We start from the raw sequence: 24,745 nt of genomic DNA on the forward strand, positions 1-24,745 counted from the left end.
TATTTCGAATCGAAAGCTATTTCGTAATTTATACCATAACTATCGATAAAAAATAAAGTATTTATTCATTACTAACTGTAACAGGACACTCTACACGTTGACTTTTTTGGACATCTGTATCCCACGCGAGTTGATAAGTGAAGGCTAGCGTAGTTTTACCTGGTTTTATTGCTTTATATTCCCAAACCGTCTCTTCTCTATGAATTCTACTCTTAGAGTCTTCATCATGTTGTGTATCATTTTTTAATAGCTGTAGAATGTTTTCTTCTTCTTTTTCTAATTTCCATTTATAGCCACTGAACTGACTACTGGGTAGTTTTACTACCAGTGTTTCATCTTTCTTTAAGGATAGGGGAGAGCAAAGTGTTTGGAAGTTATTGTTGGTAACAACGACAGGAGATTTCGTTACACAAGCCGATAATAGCAAGCAAATAAGCAAAGGGGTTAATAAGTTCTTGAGCATAATTAGATCATTCATTAAGTAATTAGCCGATTATATTAACTAACTACCTGTTATATTTGAATTTAAAAAATGGCTAAAGTGTAATTATTTGTTAATTTAAAATGGATTTAAGATGTGGTTACGGTGGGGCTTTGAAGTATTTTGCTACGAGAGCTTTTGATAGTTATTGAGGGGGGCTTTGCCCCTCTGTATTTTTGGTTTGCCTTCTTTTTGATGAGTTACTACAATCATGTTAGTTTCTAGTATATAGGATTTAAATGAAGTGAAAATTATATCGGTTAGGAGTCGGCCAGAGTATGCAGAGCAGGCGATATCTTATTTTCAAGAAAAGTGGGCCAGTGATATGACAAAAATGTTATATCAAGATGCAATAAACCGTTCCATTGATGCATTAAACCCTCTTCCTCAATGGTATATTTTATTAAATAATGATCATATTATTGGTTGTGCAGGGCTTATAACGAATGATTTTATTAGCCGAATGGAGCTTTACCCTTGGCTTTGTGCACTGTACATTGAATCTGATTTTCGTGGCCAAGGTTTGGCCCGTCAATTGATTGAGCATATTGCGTTAGAGGCAAAGTTACTGGGGTTTTCTAAATTGCATTTATGCACTGATTTGGAAGGATTTTACGAGCGTGTCGGGTTTTTATTGGATGGGGTCGGTTATCATCCTTGGGGAGAGTTCTCTTCTGTTTATTCGAGAATACTGGTGTAGTGTTTTGAAGAGCTTTTAAAAAAAATAGCCCTTTGTTTAGGGCTATTTTGTTTAATCGTTAAATAAAATAGTTGCTATATCGCTGTAATGCTTAGCAAAGTTTATAGTTAACCCTTCTTTTAAATAGTTAGGTAACTCTTCATAATGGCCACGATTTGCTTCTGGTAGTATTAGCTCCTTGATTTTTTGACGTCTTGCAGCAATCACTTTTTCTCTTACTCCACCAATGGGCAAAACATGCCCTGTGAGTGTCAGTTCCCCCGTCATTGCTATTCCTTTTTTAGAGGCTTTATTCAAAGCAAGAGAAAGTAATGCACTGGCTATGGTAATGCCTGCACTAGGGCCATCTTTTGGTGTAGAGCCTTCGGGTACATGTATGTGAATATAGGCATTATCAAAAAAATTTGGGTGTTTTTTTGTGTAATTTTTTAGATGTGAAATAATATAGCTATAGGCTATTTCAGCCGATTCTTTCATGACATCGCCAAGATGGCCCGTCAATTTAAGACCCCTGCTAAGATTATGTATACAGCTAGCCTCGATAGGAAGTGTAACACCTCCCATCCCTGACCAAGCGAGACCTGTTACAATTCCAACACCTGTTAATATCTGTTCATTGTGGAAGGCGGGCAAACCAAGCAGTTGATCTAAATTTTGGTGGGTGATTTTTATTTGTAAGTCAGGCTCTTTTAGGAGTTTAACAACATTTTTTCGAATCACTTTGGATAAGCGTTTTTCAAGTTGGCGAACACCTGACTCGCGCGCGTAACCTTCAATAATGGCTTTGATAGCGGCATCGGTAATAGTGATTTTCCCTTTCGGTACACCTGCTTTTTCTAGCTGTTTGGGCCATAGATGTTTTTTAGCAATAGCAAGCTTTTCTTCAGTAATGTAACCTGCAAGGCTAATTACTTCCATTCTATCTAATAAAGGACCTGGAATAGAGTCAATGTCATTGGCTGTACAAACAAAAAGCACTTTAGATAGGTCGACTCGTAAGTCAAGATAGTGATCTAAAAAGTTAATATTTTGTTCGGGGTCTAATGTTTCTAATAAAGCAGAGGCAGGATCTCCCTGATAGCTTTTGCCCATCTTATCAATTTCATCAAGCATGATGACGGGGTTAAATACTTGAACTTCTCTGAGCGCTTGTATTAGTTTGCCGGGTTGAGCACCGATATAGGTACGGCGATGGCCTTTAATTTCAGCCTCATCACGCATACCCCCTAAACTGAATCGATAAAATGGACGGTCTAAAGATTCGGCGATAGATTTGCCAATACTTGTTTTACCAACGCCTGGTGGGCCAATTAATAGAATAATGGATCCATTAATTTCGCCTTTAAAGGTACCAATAGCTAGGAACTCTAAAATACGGTTTTTAACATCTTCGAGTCCTGCATGGTGTTTATTTAGTACTCTTTGAGCATGTTGTAAGTTAAGTTTGTCTTTTCCCTCTATCCCCCAAGGCAATGCAGTTGCCCAATCGAGGTAGTTGCGCGTGACGGCGTATTCAGGTGAGCCTATCTCTAACAGTGAAAGTTTACGAAGCTCGTCGTCTATGCGTTTGTGTACAGGAACAGATAATTGCTTTCCTTCTAATCGTGCTTTAAATGCATCAATATCAGCGCTTTTATCATCTTTACTGATGCCCAGTTCACGCTGAATAATTTTTAGCTGTTCTTTTAAAAAGAAATCACGCTGGTTTTTATTGATCTTCTCATTCACTTCAGAAGATAACTTACTTTGTAATTTTGCAACCTCTACTTCCTTGCGCAATAAAGGTAATACTTTCTTCATGCGCTTTAAAATGGGAATGGTGTCTAGAATTTTTTGTAACTCAGGCCCCGGTGCTGTCGTTAAAGCTGCTGCAAAATCAGTTAAAGGTGAAGGATCATTGGGGCTAAAACGATTTAGGTAGTTTTTTAGTTCTTCATTGTAGAGAGGATTTAAAGGAAGTAGCTCTTTAATGGCATTGATAACTGCCATGCCATAAGCACGAACTTCATTACGAGGATCTTCTGGGCTTTTTGGGTATTCAACCTCTACCGAGTAAGGGGGCTTATGGCTCAAGAATTTTTTAACACTTACTCTTGTGATACCTTGTGCAACAAATTGTAATTTGTCATTTTCTTGGCTAACTTGGTGGATTTTAGCGAGGGTGCCGTATTTGGGAATACTTTCAATATCAAAGTTTTCATCAAAGGGTTGCTCTGTATAGAAGATAGCTACGCAATGATGATCTTTTTTTGCGACTCGGCGTAATGTTTTTTCCCAAGGATCTTGATTGACAAGAATAGGTAAAACTTGAGCAGGAAAAAAGGGCCTATTATGAATAGGGATAATATATAGTTTTTCTGGATGAGCGGGCTCAACAATTGCTAATTCATTATTGGTTTGTTTATTGGTAACCTCTACTGCATTTTCCTTACTATTCATGTCAGTCATAACGTATCCAAATTTAAATGGTTATATTTATAGAGGGGTATTTTATTGAAAATGATTAAATTATTTTCAATATTTGAATTTACCGTTAATAACGCCAAAAACTAGGGGTTAGTAAAACTAAAACTGTAATAATCTCTAACCGGCCTAATAACATACCAAAGGAAAGCACCCATTTTGCACTATCAGGCAGCGGCGAATAATTACCTGAAGGGCCAATAATATCACCTAATGCAACCCCAACATTACAAACCATGGCTGTTGCTCCTGTTAATGCGGTTATCATATCATAGCCTAAATAAGCCAAATATAAAGCAATTATGGCAATAATAAAAAATAAGAAAAAAGTAAATGCTAAGATGGAGCGGACAATCTCATCATCTAAATTATGCCCATTATATTTTTGTGGGATAACTGCTCTTGGATGTATGAGTTGTTTTAAGTTGGCAATCAGTAAACGCCAGCTGATTTGAAGGCGAAATATTTTTAATCCCCCTGTCGTTGACCCCGAGCAGCCTCCAAGGAAAGTGAGGTAGAAAAAGATCATCATAGCGAAACCGCCCCATTTCCCATAGTCATCGACTGCGAACCCCGTTGTCGAAACAACAGAAATCACACTGACTGAAGCAATCCGTAAGGAGTCTATAAAGGAGTTATTACTGTGTTGCCAAAGCCAAATGCTTAGAAGGAGGCAGAAAACAAATATAATAATCAAGAAGCCTCTGACTTGTTCATCTTTGAACAATGCGGTGTAGTTTCCTCGAACCGTTGTGACGTATAGCGTAAAAGGTAGGCTGCCTAGTAGCATTAAAATAATGGCAATCCAATGTGTACTGGGTACAAATTTACCCAAAGAAGTATCAGAAGTAGAAAAACCACCTGTTGAGATTGCACTCATTGCATGGTTAATTGAATCAAAAAAAGGCATACCGCTAAGATAAAAAGCTAAGATTCCCATTGCAGTAAAAAAGACGTAAATGCTTAGAATATATTTAGCAATAATGTGTGAGCGGGGTAAAACTTTTTCTGACCAGTCAGAGGATTCTGTTTGGAATAGCTTCATTCCTCCAACGCGGAGCATTGGTAAAATGGCAACAGCCATCACAATAAACCCTATACCACCGATCCAATGTAACATGGAGCGCCAAATGAGCAGTGCTGGTGCTGTATTATCGAGATCAGAAAGTACGGTAGCGCCCGTTGTGGTAATGCCTGACATGGCTTCGAAAAAAGCATCTGTATAGCTTATATGGCGTATCATTGTCATGGGTAAGGCGGCAAAGATACAAACGACAAGCCATGTACAAACAGTCAAAAAATACATGTCTCGTGGACGTAAATGTATTTGAAGGGAGCCTTTTTGCTTGATCATTAAAAAACCAGTCAAGAAGGTAATAAGCCCAGACCAAAAGAAAGCCATCATGTCATTCGTTGAATGTAAGAATGTGAGTGAGGCTGTCATTGGCACTAACATAGCAATAGATAGCGCTAATAGAAAAAAACCGGTTATGTAAAAAATACTGCGTAGAGTTTGGCGAGTCATCTTGAGACGCAATCAAATAAATTATTAAAGGTTCAACATTATAGAGGGTTGATTTAGAAATAGTAATGGAATTTATCAGTTTTATTGTTTGGGGCTAATAAAAAGGCCACATCATCAGTGGCCTTTTTATTAGTGGAGGAATTTTTTACACCCAGCCACGTGCTTTAATGGCTCTGGCAAGTCGATCGATCGATACCATATAAGCGGCCATACGTAACGTAGCTGCTTTGTTATGGTTTTGGTACATATTCCATACATTATCAAATGCACGAATCATTGATTCCTCTAGTCGTTCATTAACTTCTCTTTCTGACCAATATAAACCATAGCGGTTTTGTACCCATTCAAAATAAGAAACAGTAACGCCGCCAGCATTAGTTAGAATGTCAGGCGTTACAATAATACCTCTTTCTAATAATATATCATCGGCCTCTGTGCTGACAGGGCCATTTGCAGCTTCTGCAATAACTTTAGCTTTTATTTTATGGGCATTGTCTTTAGTAATTTGGTTTTCTAAAGCCGCAGGAACGAGAACATCACATTCTAACTCAAGTAAGTCTTCGTTAGATATTGGTTTAACACCTGCAATTGACTGAATACCTTTGTTGTTTTCGAGCGCACGCTCTGCTTCTATAGGATCAATACCCTGTGGGTTATAAACACCACCAGAGCTATTGCTAATCGCAATGATTTTAGCGCCAAGTTCATGAAGAAAACGTGCTGCAAATGAGCCTGCATTACCATAACCCTGTATTACAACCTGGGCATTTTTAATATTTATACCTAGTTTTTGTAGTAGTTCTTTGACAATAATGGCTGTACCTTTTCCTGTTGCAGCAACTCTGCCCTCTGAACCGCCAAGAATAAGCGGCTTACCTGTTAATACACCAAACTGATTACCATTTAGCTTGATGTATTCGTCAACCATCCAGCCCATAATCGTTGGGTTTGTGTTTACATCAGGTGCAGGAACGTCTTCTTGCTCGCCAATAACAGGTGATATTGCTCGGATATAAGCACGAGTTAATCTTTCCAGTTCGGCTTTTGACAGTTGTTTAGGGTCAACAACAATACCGCCTTTACCGCCACCATAAGGTAGATTAAGAACTCCACACTTAAATGTCATCCAAATAGACAGTGCCTTAATTTCATCCATTGTGACATCTGGATGGTAGCGTATTCCCCCCTTTCCAGGGCCAATAGCATTACAGTGCATGGAGCGATAACCTTTAAATATTTTTATTGTGCCGTCATCCATTTTTATCGGAATTGAAACTTCTAGGCAACGTTGAGGCTCTCTTAGGATGGCGTGAATAGCAGGATCTAGTTTAAGAAAAGACGCTATTTTATCGAGTTGTTGATGGGCGTTTTCTAAGGCAGCTGTTGCGTGTTTACTCATAGTAAATCCTTATATGATATGTTGTTTGTTTATTATTGATGATCCGGCTATGTAAATAGCGTAGATAGTATATAAAATTATTTTTACTTAATGCAAAATATGTATATATTATGCTTATTTTGCATAATGATGCTGGTTTAAGGTAAATAAATCAGATTTTATAAAGAAGTAATATGTGTCAACTGCCTAGTTAACAGTCAAAACACTCAGTAAGCTATTTTATGCACTTGCTGAATGAGGTTAATTTAAAGTTAAATAAAAAAAGATAATGCTTTCAGCAAATGCTAATTACCTACTATAATAAGAGTTTTACAATTTTGCTTTACTGGACGAGTTCATGTTTGATAATTTAACCGAGCGCCTTTCCAAGACACTTCGCCATATCACTGGTCAGGCAAAGCTCACGGAAGACAATATTCAAGAGACATTGCGTGAAGTGCGTATGGCTCTATTAGAGGCCGATGTAGCGCTGCCTGTTGTAAAAGAGTTTATAGAGAAAGTCAAAGAAAAGGCCGTCGGGACAGAGGTCATCAAAAATCTTTCGCCAGGTCAGGCCTTTGTTAAAATTGTTCAGACAGAGTTAGAGCAATTGATGGGGGCTGCTAATGAAGATTTAGCCCTCAATGCTACACCACCTGCTGTTGTCATAATGGCCGGTTTGCAAGGTGCTGGTAAGACTACCACCGTTGCTAAGTTAGCGCGCTTTTTAAAAGAGCGTAAGAAAAAATCAGTACTAGTCGTATCTGCGGATGTGTATCGTCCCGCTGCGATTAAACAGTTAGAAACATTAGCTGACGAAGTGGGTGTTACATTCTTCCCGTCAACAACTGAACAAAAACCTGTTGATATTGCTAAATCAGCTATTGCAGAAGCAAAGCTGAAGTTTGTTGATGTTGTATTAGTGGATACTGCAGGGCGCTTGCATATTGACTCTGAAATGATGGATGAGATCAAAGTGCTTCACTCAGCAGTTAATCCTGTTGAGACATTATTTGTTGTGGACGCCATGACGGGGCAGGATGCTGCTAATACGGCTAAAGCTTTTAATGATGCCTTGCCTCTAACAGGGGTTATTCTGACTAAGGTAGATGGTGATGCACGTGGCGGTGCGGCATTATCAGTGCGCGCAATTACAGGTAAACCCATTAAGTTTTTAGGAATGGGCGAGAAAACAGAAGCTTTAGAACCTTTCCACCCAGAGCGTGTAGCTACCCGTATTTTAGGTATGGGGGATATGCTCAGCTTAATTGAGCAAGCCGAACAGAAGTTAGATAAAGAAAAAGCTGAAAAATTAACGAAAAAAATCAAAAAAGGTAAAGGGTTTGATTTGGAAGATTTTCGTGACCAATTACGCCAAATGAAAAGTATGGGCGGTTTGGGTAGCTTAATGGATAAATTACCCATGATGGGTGGTGTTAATCTTGCGGCGATGGCGGGCCAGCAGGATCAAGCAGATAAACAATTTGTGCAAATGGAGGCTATTATTAGCTCAATGACAATGGCTGAACGCCGTGATCCAGATATTATTAATGGTTCGCGTAAGCGTCGTATTGCTCAAGGCTCAGGAACACAAATACAAGATGTTGGTCGGTTGATTAAACAACATAAGCAAATGCAAAAGATGATGAAAAAAGTCATGGGTAACGGTGGCTTAACTAAAATGGTCCGCGGACTAGGTAGTGTTTTACCAAAAGGTAAAGCAGGTCGTCGTTTTTAATTTGCGCTTAAAACGGGCTGTTTTTTATTTTTAAACGTAAGTTTTTTTGTATAGCTTTAAAAAGGCATTTGCAAAAAAAAATACTTCCTATAAAATATGCAGCCTTTTATATATTTTACATATTAACTAATTTAGGAATAATATCTTCATGGTAACTATTCGTTTAGCACGTGGCGGTTCTAAAAAGCGTCCATTTTATTACATTACAGTATCTGATAGCCGCAATGCACGTGACGGTCGTTTTATTGAGCGCGTAGGCTTTTTTAACCCAGTTGCAACGGGTGGTGAAGTCAGACTAAATGTAGACCAAGAGCGTGTTGCTTATTGGAAAGGCCAAGGTGCACAAGTTTCTGAGCGTGTCACTAGCTTATTAAAGGAAGCGGCTAAAGCAGTTGCTTAATTAATAGCACCTATGCTTGATAAAGAATTAATTGTTTTAGGTAAAATTGTTTCTGTACATGGTTTACAGGGTGCGGTTAAGGTGTATTCGTTTACTGACCCCATCGAGAATATCCTTACTTATAAAGAATGGATATTACGAAAAGCTGATGAAAAGTTTACAGTTAAATTAGAGCGGGGGCGTTTACAAGGTAAAGTTCTTGTTGCTCAGTTGAAAAATTTAACCGATAGAGAAGAAGCCAGAAAATTGGCGGATTACGAAATATGTATCCCTTTTGATCGGCTGCCTGTGCTAGAAAGCAGTGAGTATTATTGGCATCAATTAGTAGGCCTTAAGGTTATTAATCTTCAAGAACAGTTGTTAGGAAACATTGATCACCTGTTAGAAACAGGGGCAAATGATGTTTTAGTGGTTAAGCCTACGGCTGAGAGTATTGATGATAAGGAACGTTTACTTCCCTATACTGATCAATGTGTTCTTTCAATTGATCTAAATGTTAGAGAAGTAAAAGTTGATTGGGATGCAGAGTTTTAACCAATAGGCGACAGCCATGCAATTTGAGCTCATCACCCTTTTCCCTGAAATGCTGACAGCAATTACTGATTATGGTGTTACAGGCCGAGCAGTTAAACAAGGATTAGTAACAATACATTGTTATAATCCGCGAAGTTATACTGATGATCGACATCATACTGTTGATGATCGGCCATTTGGTGGTGGACCAGGAATGGTAATGAAAGTTGCCCCCCTTGAATCTGCATTGTTAGATGCAAAAAAACAAGCATCACCATCGGCAAAAGTGGTTTATTTGTCCCCGCAGGGGAAAAAACTAACTCAAGCCGCTGTACAAGAGTTATCGCAAGAAAAAACGTTAATTCTAATAGCTGGTCGCTATGAAGGCATTGATGAACGTTTTATAGAATCCTTTGTGGATGAAGAATGGTCGATAGGCGACTATGTACTGTCGGGTGGTGAGTTACCAGCGATGGTTTTAATAGACGCGATTACACGCCAATTACCTGGTGTTTTAGGGTGTAATGAATCGGCAGAGCAAGATTCTTTTATGAATGGCTTGCTAGATTACCCCCATTATACAAGACCTGAACAGTATAATGGGCAATGTGTTCCTGAGGTGCTACTAAGTGGTAACCATGAACATATCCGGCGTTGGCGATTGCAACAAGCCCTTGGGCGAACGTGGCAACGCCGAGCCGATCTTCTGGAAAGCCGCTCGCTTTCTGGAGAAGAAAAACAGCTGTTGCAAGACTATGTTGCGCAACAGGACGATAGATAACGTATCGATGGTTAACGAGTGGTTAGCCTTTGGAGCATTTAAATGACAAACAAAATTATTGCACAGCTTGAAGCTGAACAAATGAGTAAAGAAATCCCTGAGTTTACATCAGGCGATACAGTTGTTGTACAAGTTCGTGTGGTTGAAGGTGAGCGTACACGTTTACAGGCTTTTGAAGGTGTTGTAATTGGTAAACGTAATCGTGGCTTAAACAGTGCTTTCACTGTACGTAAGATTTCTAGTGGTGTTGGAGTTGAGCGTACATTCCAAACATATAGCCCGATTGTTGACAGTATTACTGTTAAACGTCGTGGTGATGTACGTAAAGCTAAACTTTACTACTTACGTGAGCTATCTGGTAAGGCTGCTCGTATTAAAGAAAAATTAGCTAAACAAACACAAGCTGATTAGTTCTTTTATAGAAAAAAACCCGCTAGATGCGGGTTTTTTTATTGGTAAAATCATAAGATAGTTATTTCCGATTTATAACAGGGTTATTCCAGTCCCCTTTAACGCTGTAGCTAACAGCAGCAATTTTCATCAGTTCATTCCCTAAGAAATAGTCAGCAACAAGCATTGCTCCACCTATGGGGGGGGTAACGGCTAGTGTTGCAATAGAAATACTTGATGCTAGAGGAATACCGACTTTTACTGTTGCATCCACTTGTTGAGTTTGCATATTTACATTGCCAGACATTGAGATCATCATCGAGGGACCTTCAAGGAGTATAGGTTTGGTGATAGTCAATAAGCCATTGTCCCCTTTGAGTTCTCCTTTGATGCTATTAAATGCTAATCCAGGCTTATAGAAGTCACTAAAATCTAAGCGTAGTTGTCTCGTAACGGCTTCTAGATTGAGTATCCCGAAGATACGTAGGATGTTAGCTGTTGATTCGTCAAAGCTCAGTATTCGACCTGATTTTAATTCAGGAGAGAGTGTTCCAGTAAAATGTTCTGGTGAAAACTCCGTTGGTGAACCTTTCCATGTCCCGTTGATTACAACACTAAATTTATCAGCAGTAATGCTAGGTTTTACACTCCAATTAGCCAGTACTTTATCAAGGTTTTTTCCGAAAAGCTTTCCTGTAAAAGTCGTTTGCTTACCTATTTTCCAATCTAAATCCCCATGTATATGAACCCCTCTGAGATTTAGAGCGATATTGGAGACCTTTAGACCTTCTTCGTGTTTTGCATTATCAAATCGAATACTTCCAATTGATTCATCACCTAGAAATAATTGCTGAATGGATAGACTAATGCTTGGGATTTTACTGAGATCAAGGGTATTGTCTGATTTGCTTTTCTTTAAAATACTAGTTAATGTTTCTGGTATTCTTAAATAGTTAAGATGAATGTAATAGGGTAAATCTTTTGTTTGGGGGGCTGTCAGTCTTCCAAATAAAGAAGGGCTACTGAGGTTTAATTGCCACCCTGTATTTCCTGCAGGTTGAATATAAATGGCAGCTTGTTGTGGAGGAATATTAAACCCAACAACTTTTCCTATTAATAAATTGATATTATTAATTTCTTTAGAGTTGAACGGAGATTTTGATTCTGGGAGATCTGCTAAGTACTTATTATAGAGATTATACCATTCCTCTATATTAACTTGACCAAAATTACCACGAACTTGTAATCCTTGTTTATCAGATAGAGAGGCCTTGCCTTGGTTAAGTAAGAGTTCACCGCGCCAGTTTTGACTATTTTTATCCATTGCGATGACTGAGTTTATTAAAGTACCGTAATCGAGTTTTAATGCGATCGGTTGTTCTTTACCAAAATCCATTTGGAAAGAGATATTTTTGGTTTGTTTTGCAGTCTTATTAAAAGGGGCTGGTAAATCAAACTCTATGCCCTTGAGTGTAGAGGATATAGTGAGTTGATTTTTTTTGGCGATTAGAAGATCTAGGTTATAAGGAGTAGTTCCATGTATCGGCCATCCCTCTTTGGTTGGGAAGTACCAATTGATTAATTTAGCAATATTGATAATCCCTTTAAGTTTTAGGTGAGATATCGGGGTATTTTTACCTTCAGCCTCGATAGTTCCTTGTACAGGGTTACCAAGAACGGTTGCTGTAATAGCTTTGCTACTTAGCCCTTGCTGACTATTGTAATTAAAATCGCCCGAAATATTGATTAAGGGAGGAATAGGGTATTGTAGATTTAATGATGCATTGTATGCCTTGAAATCTGTAATAACGAGAGGTTCTTGTTGCTTTTCTAAGGGAATATCAAGTTGTAATTGTCCCTGAATTACCCCTTGACCTTGCCAAGTAGCAAAAACTTCAGATATGTTACGTGGAGAGTTTTTTAATACATGTAATATGTCATTAACGGTACTTTTTAACTCTGCTTTGGCATAGAGATGAGGTATTGTTTGTTTTTTATTTAGGGGAATATTGACTTTGATTTTCTCTAATGTTGTATTGCTGATAGTGCCATGTTCAGCTAATATCTTGACGCCTGACGGTTGTATAAAAACTTCACCAGCAATATCGCGAATAGGTAGCCAAGGCTGTTCATAGTTAACCTCTGTTTTATTGACCTTCATATAGAGTAATAAGGCATGAGCAGTTGACGGCGTCTTTTTATTTAAAGAACCTTGGAATTGGAAGTAGCCATTTTCAATATCGCCGCCAATAATCGCTGTATTAAGCCAATGAACGAGTTCTTTGCTCATTTTTGCTTTGCTGGGGATGTATTTTGGGGTATAGCTAGCATCACCATTTGTGATATTAACTCGTAAATCCATGTAGTCTTGAATTGGATTGTAAGGGTATAGACGAATCATCATATCGCCTGTTAAATCCCCTTCATCGGCTTTTAATTGCATAAGATGAGAGAAAATACTAACTTTTTCTCCATCAAATGACCAATTGAGAAGGCTATCTGCCTGTTTGTAGTGCCATGGCTTATTAAAGAGAGCGGCAATAAATAGTGAAAAATCTTTTGCTTTTAATGCAAGGGTCCCTTCGTTGATTCCACCTTGAATTTTACCTGTTATATTGCCTGAACCAACAGTCTCTTTGTAGGGATTGAATGATACATTTTCAACCTCTGCCGAAAATTTTAGGCGTTCAATAAGCGGTTTATCTGGTAGCCATGTTATGTGCAGATTATTAATGTTACCTTTAGGGTTTATGTCATGAATGATTTGCTGGGTTTCTTGAGATATGGGCGCTAACGCTAATACTGGCGTAAGGGTATTTTCAATATTAAGTGTGCTTGATTGAAGATCCCATTGTCGATGCTTGTCTGTATTATGTTGCACAAAGCGTAAATTATCATTTTGAAAATGGGTTTGATTAGCATTAAAAGATAGGTTTTTGATTTGTACGTCAGTATAGTTAGACGTATGGTGATTAAACCACGCTTGCATAGTAATATCTTTAAATGAAACAGTGTTGTTTTTTTGATAATTAACTGCAACCTGGCTATTTTTTGTATCAATTGTTAGTGATTGAAGTTCACCTTTTCTCACTGATCCCCAGACTTGTCCTCCGAGCGTTAGATCATCAATCTTCCATGGAATATCTATATTTTCAGGTAACCAAGTTCGCCAATTAATATAAGGGACATTAGCATAAAACTTGCCTTTTAGTTTATACCAGTGCTTTGGATTGATAGATGCATCGATGGAGAGCGTTAGTGGCTTATCATCGTTAATGTAAAGAATGCCATCAAGCTTCATGTCTTCATCTGAAAAATGGGTGAGGGTTGCGTTAATATGGGTAAAAACACGGCTGGCTTTCTGATAGGGATGAATACTGATTGTGCTATTACTAATCGAGAGTTTTTTAAATCGTTGTAGTTGGGATAGGACGATTTCAGGTGTAATAGGGTCTTTTTGTTTGGGGATACCGCCAATAGACCAATCATTCGGATTATTTTCACGAATTTGTAAGGTCAGGTTTTCTCCATGTATTTTATCGATGCGTAGTTGCCAGTTTAAAATACTGCTAGGTACATCTAGCTCAAGCGTTAGTTGGTCAACCTCAAGCATTTGTTTTTGGGTACCGATATGTATATTTTGTAGGGTGATCGTGGGGGAAAAAATATCCCAAGAGCCTTTGATATCACCAATGGTGACAGGGGTATCATGGAGTGTCTTAGAGAGTTTCTCTTGCAATTCAATTCTATAATCAGAGACCCAAATAACAGTTTGTCTTGCAATAACCACATAGAGTGTGATTAATACCACGGCTAACAAAAACAGGCTGATAATAAGTCGGTAAAGTTTAGTTATTTTTCTAGGGGGCGACTGGGTCATTAACTCTTTGCCTTATTGTGGTACGACGTCATACTGATCTTGAGTGTAAAGTGTATCTGATTGAAAATTAATGGCTTTGCCAATCAAAACTTCTAAATCTGCAACATTATCAGATTCTTCTTCCATCAGACGATTAACAATTTTAGGGTTGGCTAATACAAGATAACGATTCGTTGGGTAAGCTTTCGCGATACGCATGATCTCTCTAAAAATTTCGTAGCAAATGGTTTCTGATGTTTTTAAAATGCCTTTCCCATGGCATTGAAAGCAAGGTTCACATAAGATTTGTTCTAAATTTTCACGAGTTCGTTTGCGCGTCATCTGAACAAGCCCAAGTTCTGTAAAACCCAAAACGTTAGTTTTTGAGTGGTCTTTTTCTAATTCTTTTTGCAATGTTTGTAATACTTGTTCTCGATGTTCTTCTAACTCCATATCAATGAAGTCAATAATGATAATACCACCTAAGTTTCTTAATCTTAATTGTCTGGCGATAGTTGTTGCTGCTTCTAGATTGGTTTTAAAGATTGTTTCTTCAAGGTTTTTATGGCCTACAAACCCGCCTGTATTTACGTCAATGGTTGTCATTGCTTCGGTATTATCAACAACAATGTAGCCACCTGATTTTAAACTAACTTTTTTGTCGAGAGCATGTTGTATTTCTTGTTCAATGCCATGGATATCAAATAAAGGAGGATCACTGTTATAGAGCTTTAAACGATCTCCCAATTCGGGAAGAAATTCTTCTAGGAAGAGTTTGGCTTTATTATAAATGTCTTCTGAATCAATATAGACTTTGTTGATCTCTGGATTCATAAAGTCACGAATAATCCGTAAGCTTAACGGAAACTCTTCATAAATCAGAGAGCTGATGGATGATTTATTAATCGACTCTTTAACCTGTAGCCATAACTTTTGTAAATAGTGAATGTCTTTTGCAAGTTCTGCTTTAGAGATACCTTCGGCTGCTGTGCGTATTATAAAACCACCTTCATCAAGCTGTGTTTCTGTAATACACTCAGTAACCAATAGTCTTAAGCGCTCGCGCTCTTCTTCCTCTTCAATGCGTAACGAGATACCAATGTGATGTGTTTGTGGAATATAGACAAGGTAATGAGAGGGGAGGGATAGCTGTGTTGTTAATCGAGCACCTTTAGTTGCAATAGGGTCTTTAGTTACTTGGACAATGATACTTTGCCCCTCTCTGATGAGCTTGGTAATGTCTTCAGGAGGTTGTTCACTGTCTCGATTTACTAACTCAGCAACGTGAATAAAGGCTGCTTTTTCAAGGCCTATATCAATAAATGCAGCTTGCATCCCCGGTAGTACTCGAATGACTTGGCCTTTATAAATATTACCAACGATACCACGTTTTAGTGTTCTTTCCATGTAAACCTCTTGTAGAATACCATTCTCTACAAAGGCAACCCTTGTTTCCATGGGTGTTACATTTATAAAAATCTCAGTGCTCATAGCCAATTCTGATACCTATTACTTGTTAATGAGTAAATACCAGCCTGTTTTAGTAGTTTAGATGTTGCAAATATAGGGAGGCCAACAATCGCATAGTAATCTCCATTTATTTGTTCAATAAATGTTGCGGCTATTCCTTGAATAGCATAACCTCCGGCTTTTCCTTTTGGTTCTCCTGTATGCCAATAAGTAACTGCTTCCTCTATTGAAATAGGCCGCATTGTTACCTCTGTCACAACAACATTAGATATTAATTTATCTAAGTAGTATAACGCAATAGCGGTAAAAACTTTATGTGTTTTACCTGATAAAGACTGTAGCATTGTTACAGCTTGTTGTTGAGAAGTTGGTTTCCCCATGATGTTATTTTCTAAACTAACAATCGTGTCAGCACCTAGTACATACGCTGTTTTTTGTTGCGCTATTGATAACTGATTAAAACCCGCTTTAGCTTTAGTGATGGCCAGTCGAGAGACATAATTTTCTGGTAATTCATTATCGATGGGTGTTTCATCAATGTTGGGTTCAATGATGGAAAAGGGAGTATTCAGTTGTTTTAAGAGAAGTTGGCGCCTTGGCGAGCTTGAGGCCAGATACAAACTGTGCATTAGTTGATGCCTACACGGATTTGTAGTGAGCGAAGTGCAGCAGAAAGCCAAGGCCATAAAATTGCTGTTGTGATAATGGGGAAGATATAGTCAAATATGCTAAATTTATTGGGATAAATACCTGTTAATGTATAGATCCAAATTTGAATGATTTGTCCCAAGGTTAAAATAATAGTGACCATAAACGTTTGTCGAATGATGGGTTGGGGTCTGATTTTGTGTTGAAAGAGTAGTGTTATATAGACGGTTAATACTAGTACTAATGCATTTTGTCCCAATAGGCTATTTACCATGACATCGATAATGAGACCAAAAATAAAGGCCGCAAATAGGCTTGATCGATGGGGTAAGAATAATGACCAATAGATAAATACGGCGCTAATCCATAGGGGGCGAAAAGCCATTAAGCCTTGTGGAAGTGGAGCAATACTAAGCAGGAGTGCAATAAATAAGCTAAGCCAAATAGCCCAGCCTCCTGTGAGTTGATAAGAAGCCATTATTTATTTGCCTCCTTGTTATTTTCCTCTTCTGATGTTTTTGTTTCATCTTGTGGTGCTGTTTGTTCATCAGGGAGTGAGGATTTTTTATGAGTAAAGATAAGCAGTACATATCTACTTCTATTTAATGCCGCTGTGGGTTTGGCGTAGATAGTCGCAAAGGGGCTTCCCGTATCATTTTTAATATCTGAAACCGTCGCAACAGGGTAGCCAGAAGGAAAGTTACCCCCTAGTCCAGAGCTGACGAGTAAATCATTGACTTTGATATCTTCATTGTTAGGTACATAACGGATCTCTAATAGGTCCTCACCTGTTCCTGATGCGATGGCGCGTAATCCATTACGATTGACCATTACGGGGATACTGTGTGTTGTATCGGTGATAAGAATCACCCATGCACTGTAAGAGGTAACATCAACAACTTGTCCCATGACACCTGTTGCGTCGAGCACCGATTGGCCAACAAAAACACCATCGTTGCTCCCTTTATCAATAAGATAACGGAAGGTCGTTGGGTTCGGATCAATGCCAATCAGTTCGCTAACAACTGCCTTTTCATCGACTAAACTTGCAGAGTTAAGTAACTCACGTAATCGCGCATTTTGTTGGGTGATGGAAGCAAGTTTTTGTAGCCGTTGCTCTAGAAGGAGTGATTGTGCTTTTAGACGTTCGTTTTCAGACAGTAATTCGCTGTGGCTAGAAAATTGTTCTACAGCGGTATCCCATAGTTTTGAGGGAATATTAGTAATCGAGTAGACTTGTGTTGTAATAATAGCTATTTTATGGCGAACAGGCACTAACACTTCAAAGCGCGCATCAACAATCATAACAATGATTGCTAAGATTGATAGCGTAATCGCTTTAAATCTTTTAGAAAGCCCTCTAGGGAATAAAGATTTAATAATAATCCCCCTCTATAAAATGAATAGAGAGTATAGCTCTACTTGTGCCCATAACAATAGTAGATACATGGATGATGTACCTACTTATTTATACTATGGATTGGTGGATAGAAGATCCATTGCATGGCGATCAATCATTTCTAATAATTTACCACCTCCTCGTGCTACACAAGTGAGTGGGTCTTCTGCAACAATAACAGGAAGTCCTGTCTCTTGTGAGATTAGTTTGTCTAAGTCCCTCAATAATGCTCCACCACCTGTTAATACGAGACCACGCTCTGCAATATCAGAAGCTAGTTCTGGAGGTGATTGTTCCAAGGCGCTTTTCACAGCTTGGACGATCGTTGCTAATGATTCTTGAAGTGCTTCAAGTACTTCTGTAGAAGTTAAAGTGAAAGAGCGTGGTATCCCTTCTGCAAGGTTACGACCTCTCACTTCAATTTCACGAATTTCGCCATTAGGATCAGGGAAGGCTGAACCGATTTGTTGTTTAATGTGTTCAGCGGTTGACTCACCAATTAAACTACCATAGTTACGGCGAACATAAGTAACAATAGCTTCGTCAAAGCGGTCACCACCCAGTCTAACGGATTCTGCATAAACTACGCCGTTGAGTGAGATAAGAGCAATTTCTGTTGTACCCCCACCGATATCAATCACCATTGAACCACGGGCTTCTTCTACTGGTAATCCTGCACCGATGGCCGCTGCCATGGGCTCTTCGATTAAGTAAGCTTCACGAGCTCCTGCATGCAGCGCTGCGTCACGAATGGTTCTACGCTCAACTTGGGTGGACTTACAAGGTACACAAATTAAAATACGGGGGCTAGGTGGAAGTAAACTTTTCTCATGTACTTTATTGATAAAGTATTCAAGCATGCTTTCGCAAACTTCAAAGTCAGCAATGACACCGTCTTTCATAGGGCGGATAGCTGAGATATTACCGGGGGTACGTCCAAGCATTTGTTTTGCTTCTGTACCTACCGCGACAATAGTTTTTTGACTACCTTGATGACGAATGGCAACAACGGAAGGTTCATTTAAAACAATTCCACGGTCGCGAATATAGACCAATGTGTTGGCTGTTCCTAAATCAATAGATAGATCACTAGAAAAAAAGCCGCGTAACTTCTTAAAGACATTAAACATACAGGAAGAACTCTAGTTTTTAATTAAAAGAATAAAAATGTACAATAATCGACAATGATAAAACAAAAATTATTCCTATATAATAAGGAATAGAAATCAATATTGTGATAAATTGTAAAAAAATTTGCATAATTTATATATTGGGAAATTGTATCCCATTTTTAAAAAATTATATATAGCTGGAGAGATTAATGGCACTTGAGCAAACAGATGTTGAAAAAATTGCCCAGTTAGCGGCGCTAAAGCTAAATGAAAGCGATTTAGCCGAAAGCACGGTGATGTTAAATAACATTTTGCAGTTAGTTGACCGTATGCAAGCGGTGGATACAAACGGTATCGAGCCGTTAGCTCATCCTTTGGAAGCTACTCAAAGACTACGTCCTGATATGGTTACTGAAGAAAATCATCGCGATGAGTATCAAAAGATTGCTCCATCTGTAAGTGATGGCTTGTACCTTGTCCCTAAAGTAATTGATTAATTTAAGGTAAACAAATAATGCATCAATTGACCTTGTCAGAAATTTCTAAAGCGTTAATAGCAAAAGAATTTAGCTCTGTAGAAATTACTCAGTATTTATTAGAAAGAATTAAGCAACTTGATCCACAACTCAACAGCTTTATTACCATCACCGAATCATTAGCTATGGAACAAGCCAAAGCTGCCGATGAAAGACGGGCACAAGGAAAGTACCATGAGTTATTGGGTGTCCCCATTGCTCATAAAGATTTATTTTGTACGCAAGGTGTTCGTACTAGCTGTGGCTCTAAGATGTTGGATAATTTTATTGCCCCCTATAATGCGACTGTTGTTCAAAAGTTAATCAATGCAGGCTGTGTAACATTGGGTAAAACCAACTTAGATGAGTTCGCTATGGGCTCTTCGAATGAGTCAAGTTATTATGGGCCTGTTAAAAATCCATGGGATCAAACACGTGTTCCAGGTGGTTCGAGTGGTGGTGCGGCGGCCGCGGTAGCTGCTCGTTTGACGCCTGCATCTACAGGCACAGATACTGGTGGCTCAATTCGTCAACCTGCTGCTTTTAATGGTGTTACAGGTATTAAACCTACCTATGGGCGTGTTTCTCGTTGGGGTATGATTGCTTATGCGTCTAGCTTGGATCAAGGTGGTCCTATTGCGAGGACGGCAGAAGACTGTGCGCTGTTATTATTAGCCATTGCAGGGTTTGACCAAAAAGACTCAACGTGTGTTAATGAACCTGTACCTGATTATTACACTTTCTTGGATAAGAAGCTGACAGGCTTAAAAGTAGGGTTACCTAAAGAATTCTTTAGTCAGGGGCTCGATTCACGCATTGCTAGTTTAATAGATAATGCAGTGAAAGAATTACAAAAATTAGGCGCAGAGGTTAAAGAAATAAGCCTTACGAACATGGAACAAGCAATTCCAGCCTATTATGTTATTGCACCTGCTGAAGCCTCTTCAAATTTATCTCGTTTTGATGGTGCGCGTTTTGGCTATCGTTGTGATAATCCTAAAGATCTACAAGATATGTATACTCGTTCACGAACAGAAGGATTTGGTGCTGAAGTCAGACGGCGTATTTTAGTCGGTACTTATGCTTTATCTGCGGGTTATTATGATGCTTATTATTTACAGGCTCAAAAAATTCGTCGCTTAATCAAAAATGATTTTGTCCGGGCATTTAATGAGGTGGATGTGATTTTCTGTCCAACTACACCTAATCCTGCTTGGAAACTCGGTGAGAAAGTAGGTGATCCTGTTGCGCAGTATTTAGAAGATGTTTATACCATTACAGCTAATTTGGCAGGCTTGCCTGCTCTGTCTATGCCTATTGGTTTTGCCGATGGTTTACCGGTAGGCGGGCAGTTATTAGCTCCTTATTTTGAAGAGGGGCGTTTGCTTAATGTTGCTCATCAATATCAACAAGTGACTGACTGGCATCGTCAAGTCCCTACTGGATTTTAAGGAGTTAAGCAGATGCAATGGGAAATAGTGATTGGTTTAGAAATTCATGCACAGCTTTCAACCGTGTCAAAAATCTTTTCAGGTAGTAGTACAACCTTTGGTGCTGAGCCAAATACACAAGCTAGCTTAATTGATTTAGGTATGCCGGGCGTTTTGCCAGTATTAAATGGTCAGGCGGTACGCCGTGCGATTAAATTCGGTTTAGCCATTAATGCAGAAATTGGCAAGAAAAGTGTTTTTGCTCGTAAAAATTATTTTTATCCTGACCTGCCTAAAGGTTATCAAATTAGCCAGTTTGAATTGCCGATCATTGGTAAAGGGCATTTAGATATTGCGCTAGAAGATGGAACTATTAAAACAGTAGGTATTACGCGTGCCCATTTAGAAGAAGATGCAGGTAAGAGCTTGCATGAAGATTTTCAAGGCATGACGGGGATTGATTTAAACCGTGCGGGTACTCCGTTATTGGAGATCGTTTCTGAGCCCGATATGCGCAGTGCGAAAGAGGCAGTAGCCTATGCCAAGGCAATACATGCAATGGTGCGTTATTTAGATATTTGCGATGGTAACATGGCCGAAGGATCTTTGCGTTGCGATTGTAATGTTTCGGTTAGGCCGCTAGGAGCTAAAGAGTTTGGTACACGTTGTGAAATTAAAAACGTTAACTCATTTCGCAATGTTGAAAAGGCAATTACATATGAAGCTAATCGTCAAATTGAAATCTTAGAGGATGGTGGTAGTATTACCCAAGAAACACGCTTGTATGATCCAGCAAAAGATGAGACGCGTTCTATGCGGAGCAAAGAAGAGGCGAATGATTACCGTTATTTCCCAGACCCTGATTTGTTACCTGTTGTATTAGACGATGAGCTCATTGAAGAGGTTAGGGCATTACTACCAGAATTACCGACTGAAAAGCGTGAACGGTTACAACAGCAATTTGGTTTATCTGCCTACGATGCTAGTGTACTAACCGCCAGTAGAGAATTAGCTGACTACTTTGAGCAAGCACAAGCTATTTGTGGTGATGCAAAGCTAACTGCTAACTGGGTAATGGGTGAATTATCTAGTCTGTTAAATAAAGATAATCTAGATGTTACGGCTTCTCCTATTTCAGCAGAGTTGCTTGGTGGTTTATTAGTACGGATTAAAGACAATACTATTTCTGGAAAAATTGCAAAAACAGTTTTTGAAGCGATGGCAGCAGCTGAAGGAACAGCCGATGATATCATTAGCGCTAAAGGGCTAAAGCAAGTCACAGATTCAGGTGCGATTGAGTCTATTTTAGATGAAATGCTCTCAGGGTTGGCTAAAGATGTTGAAGAGTATCGTCTAGCGGATGATAATAAACGTAAGAAAATGTTTGGCTTTTTTGTTGGCCAAGCAATGAAAGCCTCTAAGGGGAAAGCAAATCCGCAACAGGTCAATGAGTTGCTCAAAAGCAAGCTTGAAAGTTAATTATTTATTTTATCGGAAGTAACCTGTTTCCTATTAACAAATAAAGAGTAAATATTTGGGTAGTAAAGAAGTATTTACTCTATTTGATCCATTAATAGAGTTAGTTTTAATAAAGTATCAGTCGTATTTGGAATTTAATATATGAGCAGTTCAGATCAAAATTCCCATGTGGTATTTGATTTTTATAAGCGTAAAGAAAAAACAAAAGATGAAATGGAAATTGAGTTGAATGTAGGGAAAAATGACTTAGATAAGGTGTATGCCAGTAAAAAAATACAGATAGTCATTTTAGACTTAGATACGAAAGCGATGGGTACATTAAGCTCGCTTTTAAAACCTCGCTATGAGGTTCATTGCTGTACCTCACCAAGTAGTGCCTTAAGATTATTGAGTACCAAAAAGATTGCGTTGATTATTAGTGAGCAAGCGTTCCCTAATTTAAGCATTTTAGGCGTTGATTTTTTAAAGCAGGCAAAAAAAATAGCCCCTTTTACAACAAGAATTTTATTAGCTGGGCAATTAGATTTTGGAAAAGCAAAATATTCTTTAGAAAAAGGTGATGTTTTTAAGTTAGTTAAAAGGCCTTTTGATAATAATCGTATACTTGGATTGATTGATGATGCGGTTGAATCTTACTTGGAAAAATCTGGTGGATTAGCAGCTGCTGCTGCGAAGATGCAGCAACTTTCTCCCAATATCACTAAGCAAATTGAGCTGACAAAAACAGTTTCTCCCTCTTCTAATCCTGTTGTTATTCAATGTGAGGATAATGCTTTTTTTGATGAAGTGAAAGAAAATTATACTGATAAGGCATTGTTTATTCATGCAAAGAGTAAAGAAGAAACAATTAAAACTCTAGAAACAACCGTCGTTAAAACGCTGGTTTATTGTTTTAATGACTCTAGTCTTCGGGAAGAGAAAGAAATACTTTTTTTAGAGCAAATTAAAAATGAGTTGCCTCATTTAACTATCATTACGATTATGAGTAAAGATAGAATGAATTATCAGCAAATTATGAATTTGTTAACAAATAAGATTATTTTCAATTACTTACCCTTTAATACTAAGCTTGAAAAACTTTATCAGCAATTATCAGCAGCGATTGAAATGTCTAATAGGCTTTATACTGGTCCTGTCTATTTAGTTTGGCCCCCACTTGAGCGTGTTGAGCCTAAGGCAGAGGAAGAAACGATATCTGAAGCCTTAAAAGATGTTAGTTTAAAAGTGAAAGAGGGTGTTTTGTCGGGTCTTGAAACAGTTAGAGGATTCTTTAAGAAAAAAAACTAAAGGAATCAAAACTATTTTTGTAAGTGTAATATATTAATTGTTGGTGGAGTAAATAATCGTAAAGGTAAATTATCTTCACCAATGCCTGGAGTAATAAAAACAGGGACTGTTTTATCGGTTGCTTCATGATATCCGCAAGTAAATTTATGCTGAGTTCTTATGACAAGTCTGTTTGTAATAAAAGGTAAATAGACTTGTCCGCAATGAGTATGTCCAGCCAGTAAGAGCGGAACATTAAAAGGAAGAAGACGATCACTGCTATCAGGATTGTGGGCAAGCACTAGTATGGGTTTTGTTTTATTTGCTTTATTTAAAAAGCTGGTATCATCGTGAGACTCAAGGCGATCACTTAACCCTGCCAGTTGGTAAGTACCGAAGTTGATAATGTGATTTTCAATAATATTGACACGGTATTGCTTTAGTACATTGAGTAATTCTTTGTCGGAGGTTCGATAGTCATGATTCCCTCTTACGGCATAAATAGGCTTGTTGATATGTGCCAATGGCTTAAAGTATTTTTTGTAGTCTTTGACATTAGCTTTATAGGTAAAGTCGCCTGCAATGACTACATAATCGGCAGAAATATTATTTATTTTATTAACGACACGTTGTAAGTAATCTTCGTTTTTGTATAATCCTAAGTGAATATCTGATATCAAAATAACGTCTGCATTAAAGCCAAGCCCTTTAATGGTTTTGTCTTGAGTAAGGATAATGTTGGGTTCAATATAGTGAGCCCATAAAAAAAGAAAACTTAACATAAGAACAAAATAGCTTGTTTTTCTATAATATTTCTTTTTTATAAAGTATGAACATAAAATAATAGAAACAAAACAAAACCAGCCTAGATAAACGGCTAAAAAACTCAGTAATGTAATAGTCAAAGAAATCATGTGAGCTGCGTAATAAAAAAGGCAGCGAATGCTGCCTTTGTATGATATGGCGTCCCCTAGGGGACTCGAACCCCTGTTACCGCCGTGAAAGGGCGATGTCCTAACCACTAGACGAAGGGGACAAAACCTTCTATGTTATAACTCTATAACGGGTATATGTATTATCAGTGTTAACTGATTAGCTAATACACCTAGCTGAAAGGCCGATTATAATAATATGGCTTTACAACTTTTACAAGCTTTTTTTATAGGTTTAGTGTGTCGTAATAATTATTTATTGCTAG

21 protein-coding genes and 1 tRNA gene are annotated in these 24,745 nt (G+C 38.3%); 10 read left to right on the forward strand and 12 right to left on the reverse strand.

Annotated features, from left to right (window positions below; all coding sequences use genetic code 11):
• Positions 1-61: 61 nt before the first annotated feature.
• A complete protein-coding gene (locus DM558_RS14625) occupies positions 62-463 on the reverse strand; it encodes a protease inhibitor I42 family protein (RefSeq protein WP_164731473.1) in 402 nt (133 codons plus the stop codon).
• Positions 464-725: 262 nt separating this feature from the next.
• Here DM558_RS14625 and DM558_RS14630 point away from each other — a divergent pair, with 262 nt between their 5' ends.
• Positions 726-1,181, forward strand: coding sequence for a GNAT family N-acetyltransferase (locus DM558_RS14630; protein WP_127164616.1), 456 nt, complete (start codon positions 726-728; stop codon positions 1,179-1,181).
• Between the two features lie 51 nt (positions 1,182-1,232).
• On the opposite strand, the gene lon is transcribed toward DM558_RS14630, so the two are convergent.
• From lon to DM558_RS14645, 3 genes are all read right to left on the reverse strand, one after another.
• Positions 1,233-3,629, reverse strand: a complete 2,397-nt coding sequence (gene lon / locus DM558_RS14635; protein WP_228411768.1) for an endopeptidase La — start codon at positions 3,627-3,629, stop codon at positions 1,233-1,235.
• An 85-nt stretch (positions 3,630-3,714) separates the two neighbouring features.
• On the reverse strand, positions 3,715-5,169 hold the full coding sequence (locus DM558_RS14640) for a TrkH family potassium uptake protein (RefSeq protein ID WP_127164617.1): 1,455 nt from the start codon (positions 5,167-5,169) through the stop codon (positions 3,715-3,717).
• Between the two features lie 145 nt (positions 5,170-5,314).
• The gene (locus tag DM558_RS14645; protein WP_127164618.1) at positions 5,315-6,568 is read right to left on the reverse strand and encodes a Glu/Leu/Phe/Val family dehydrogenase; all 1,254 of its coding nucleotides are present in this window, start codon (positions 6,566-6,568) and stop codon (positions 5,315-5,317) included.
• A gap of 337 nt (positions 6,569-6,905) precedes the next feature.
• On the opposite strand from DM558_RS14645, the gene ffh reads away from it, so the two are divergent.
• The 5 genes from ffh (at position 6,906) to rplS (ending at position 10,390) form a co-directional block, all read left to right on the forward strand.
• Positions 6,906-8,285, forward strand: a complete 1,380-nt coding sequence (gene ffh / locus DM558_RS14650) for a signal recognition particle protein (protein ID WP_127164619.1) — start codon at positions 6,906-6,908, stop codon at positions 8,283-8,285.
• A gap of 148 nt (positions 8,286-8,433) precedes the next feature.
• The gene (gene rpsP / locus DM558_RS14655; RefSeq protein ID WP_109703830.1) at positions 8,434-8,685 is read left to right on the forward strand and encodes a 30S ribosomal protein S16; all 252 of its coding nucleotides are present in this window, start codon (positions 8,434-8,436) and stop codon (positions 8,683-8,685) included.
• A gap of 12 nt (positions 8,686-8,697) precedes the next feature.
• Positions 8,698-9,219 (forward strand): ribosome maturation factor RimM, encoded by a 522-nt coding sequence (rimM, locus tag DM558_RS14660; protein ID WP_127164620.1) that lies wholly within the window; start codon positions 8,698-8,700, stop codon positions 9,217-9,219.
• Positions 9,220-9,235: 16 nt separating this feature from the next.
• Positions 9,236-9,979, forward strand: coding sequence for a tRNA (guanosine(37)-N1)-methyltransferase TrmD (gene trmD, locus DM558_RS14665; RefSeq protein ID WP_127164621.1), 744 nt, complete (start codon positions 9,236-9,238; stop codon positions 9,977-9,979).
• 42 nt (positions 9,980-10,021) lie between these two features.
• Positions 10,022-10,390 (forward strand): 50S ribosomal protein L19, encoded by a 369-nt coding sequence (gene rplS, locus DM558_RS14670; RefSeq protein WP_109703824.1) that lies wholly within the window; start codon positions 10,022-10,024, stop codon positions 10,388-10,390.
• A 61-nt stretch (positions 10,391-10,451) separates the two neighbouring features.
• Here rplS and DM558_RS14675 read toward each other — a convergent pair whose 3' ends face one another.
• The 6 genes from DM558_RS14675 to DM558_RS14700 form a co-directional block, all read right to left on the reverse strand.
• Positions 10,452-14,249, reverse strand: coding sequence for a YhdP family protein (locus DM558_RS14675; RefSeq protein ID WP_127164622.1), 3,798 nt, complete (start codon positions 14,247-14,249; stop codon positions 10,452-10,454).
• Between the two features lie 12 nt (positions 14,250-14,261).
• Positions 14,262-15,719, reverse strand: coding sequence for a ribonuclease G (gene rng / locus DM558_RS14680; protein ID WP_127164623.1), 1,458 nt, complete (start codon positions 15,717-15,719; stop codon positions 14,262-14,264).
• Complete coding sequence (locus tag DM558_RS14685) at positions 15,716-16,327, reverse strand: Maf family protein (protein ID WP_127164624.1); 612 nt, start codon at positions 16,325-16,327, stop codon at positions 15,716-15,718. The genes rng and DM558_RS14685 overlap by 4 nt, the downstream gene beginning before the upstream one ends.
• Positions 16,327-16,824 (reverse strand): rod shape-determining protein MreD, encoded by a 498-nt coding sequence (mreD, locus tag DM558_RS14690; RefSeq protein WP_127164625.1) that lies wholly within the window; start codon positions 16,822-16,824, stop codon positions 16,327-16,329. The genes DM558_RS14685 and mreD overlap by 1 nt, the downstream gene beginning before the upstream one ends.
• Positions 16,824-17,681, reverse strand: a complete 858-nt coding sequence (gene mreC, locus DM558_RS14695; RefSeq protein ID WP_407644325.1) for a rod shape-determining protein MreC — start codon at positions 17,679-17,681, stop codon at positions 16,824-16,826. Before mreC ends, mreD begins: the two co-directional genes overlap by 1 nt.
• Positions 17,682-17,819: 138 nt before the next feature.
• A complete protein-coding gene (locus DM558_RS14700; RefSeq protein ID WP_109703815.1) occupies positions 17,820-18,875 on the reverse strand; it encodes a rod shape-determining protein in 1,056 nt (351 codons plus the stop codon).
• A gap of 191 nt (positions 18,876-19,066) precedes the next feature.
• Between DM558_RS14700 and gatC the strand changes: the two genes are divergently transcribed.
• The 4 genes from gatC (at position 19,067) to DM558_RS14720 (ending at position 23,568) form a co-directional block, all read left to right on the forward strand.
• Positions 19,067-19,354: an Asp-tRNA(Asn)/Glu-tRNA(Gln) amidotransferase subunit GatC gene (gene gatC, locus DM558_RS14705; RefSeq protein ID WP_127164627.1), complete on the forward strand. Its 288-nt coding sequence runs from the start codon at positions 19,067-19,069 to the stop codon at positions 19,352-19,354.
• A 14-nt stretch (positions 19,355-19,368) separates the two neighbouring features.
• Entirely contained in the window at positions 19,369-20,823 is a 1,455-nt protein-coding gene (gene gatA, locus DM558_RS14710; protein WP_177412524.1) for an Asp-tRNA(Asn)/Glu-tRNA(Gln) amidotransferase subunit GatA, read from the forward strand.
• 12 nt (positions 20,824-20,835) lie between these two features.
• A complete protein-coding gene (gene gatB / locus DM558_RS14715; RefSeq protein ID WP_127164629.1) occupies positions 20,836-22,281 on the forward strand; it encodes an Asp-tRNA(Asn)/Glu-tRNA(Gln) amidotransferase subunit GatB in 1,446 nt (481 codons plus the stop codon).
• Positions 22,282-22,422: 141 nt separating this feature from the next.
• Positions 22,423-23,568 (forward strand): response regulator, encoded by a 1,146-nt coding sequence (locus tag DM558_RS14720; RefSeq protein ID WP_127164630.1) that lies wholly within the window; start codon positions 22,423-22,425, stop codon positions 23,566-23,568.
• A gap of 11 nt (positions 23,569-23,579) precedes the next feature.
• On the opposite strand, the gene DM558_RS14725 is transcribed toward DM558_RS14720, so the two are convergent.
• Positions 23,580-24,329, reverse strand: coding sequence for a metallophosphoesterase (locus DM558_RS14725; protein ID WP_164731474.1), 750 nt, complete (start codon positions 24,327-24,329; stop codon positions 23,580-23,582).
• Positions 24,330-24,508: 179 nt separating this feature from the next.
• A tRNA-Glu gene (locus DM558_RS14730) sits at positions 24,509-24,583 on the reverse strand.
• Between the last annotated feature and the right edge of the window lie 162 nt (positions 24,584-24,745).

Origin of the sequence: Entomomonas moraniae, from assembly GCF_003991975.1 — a bacterium.
GTDB lineage: Bacteria > Pseudomonadota > Gammaproteobacteria > Pseudomonadales > Pseudomonadaceae > Entomomonas > Entomomonas moraniae.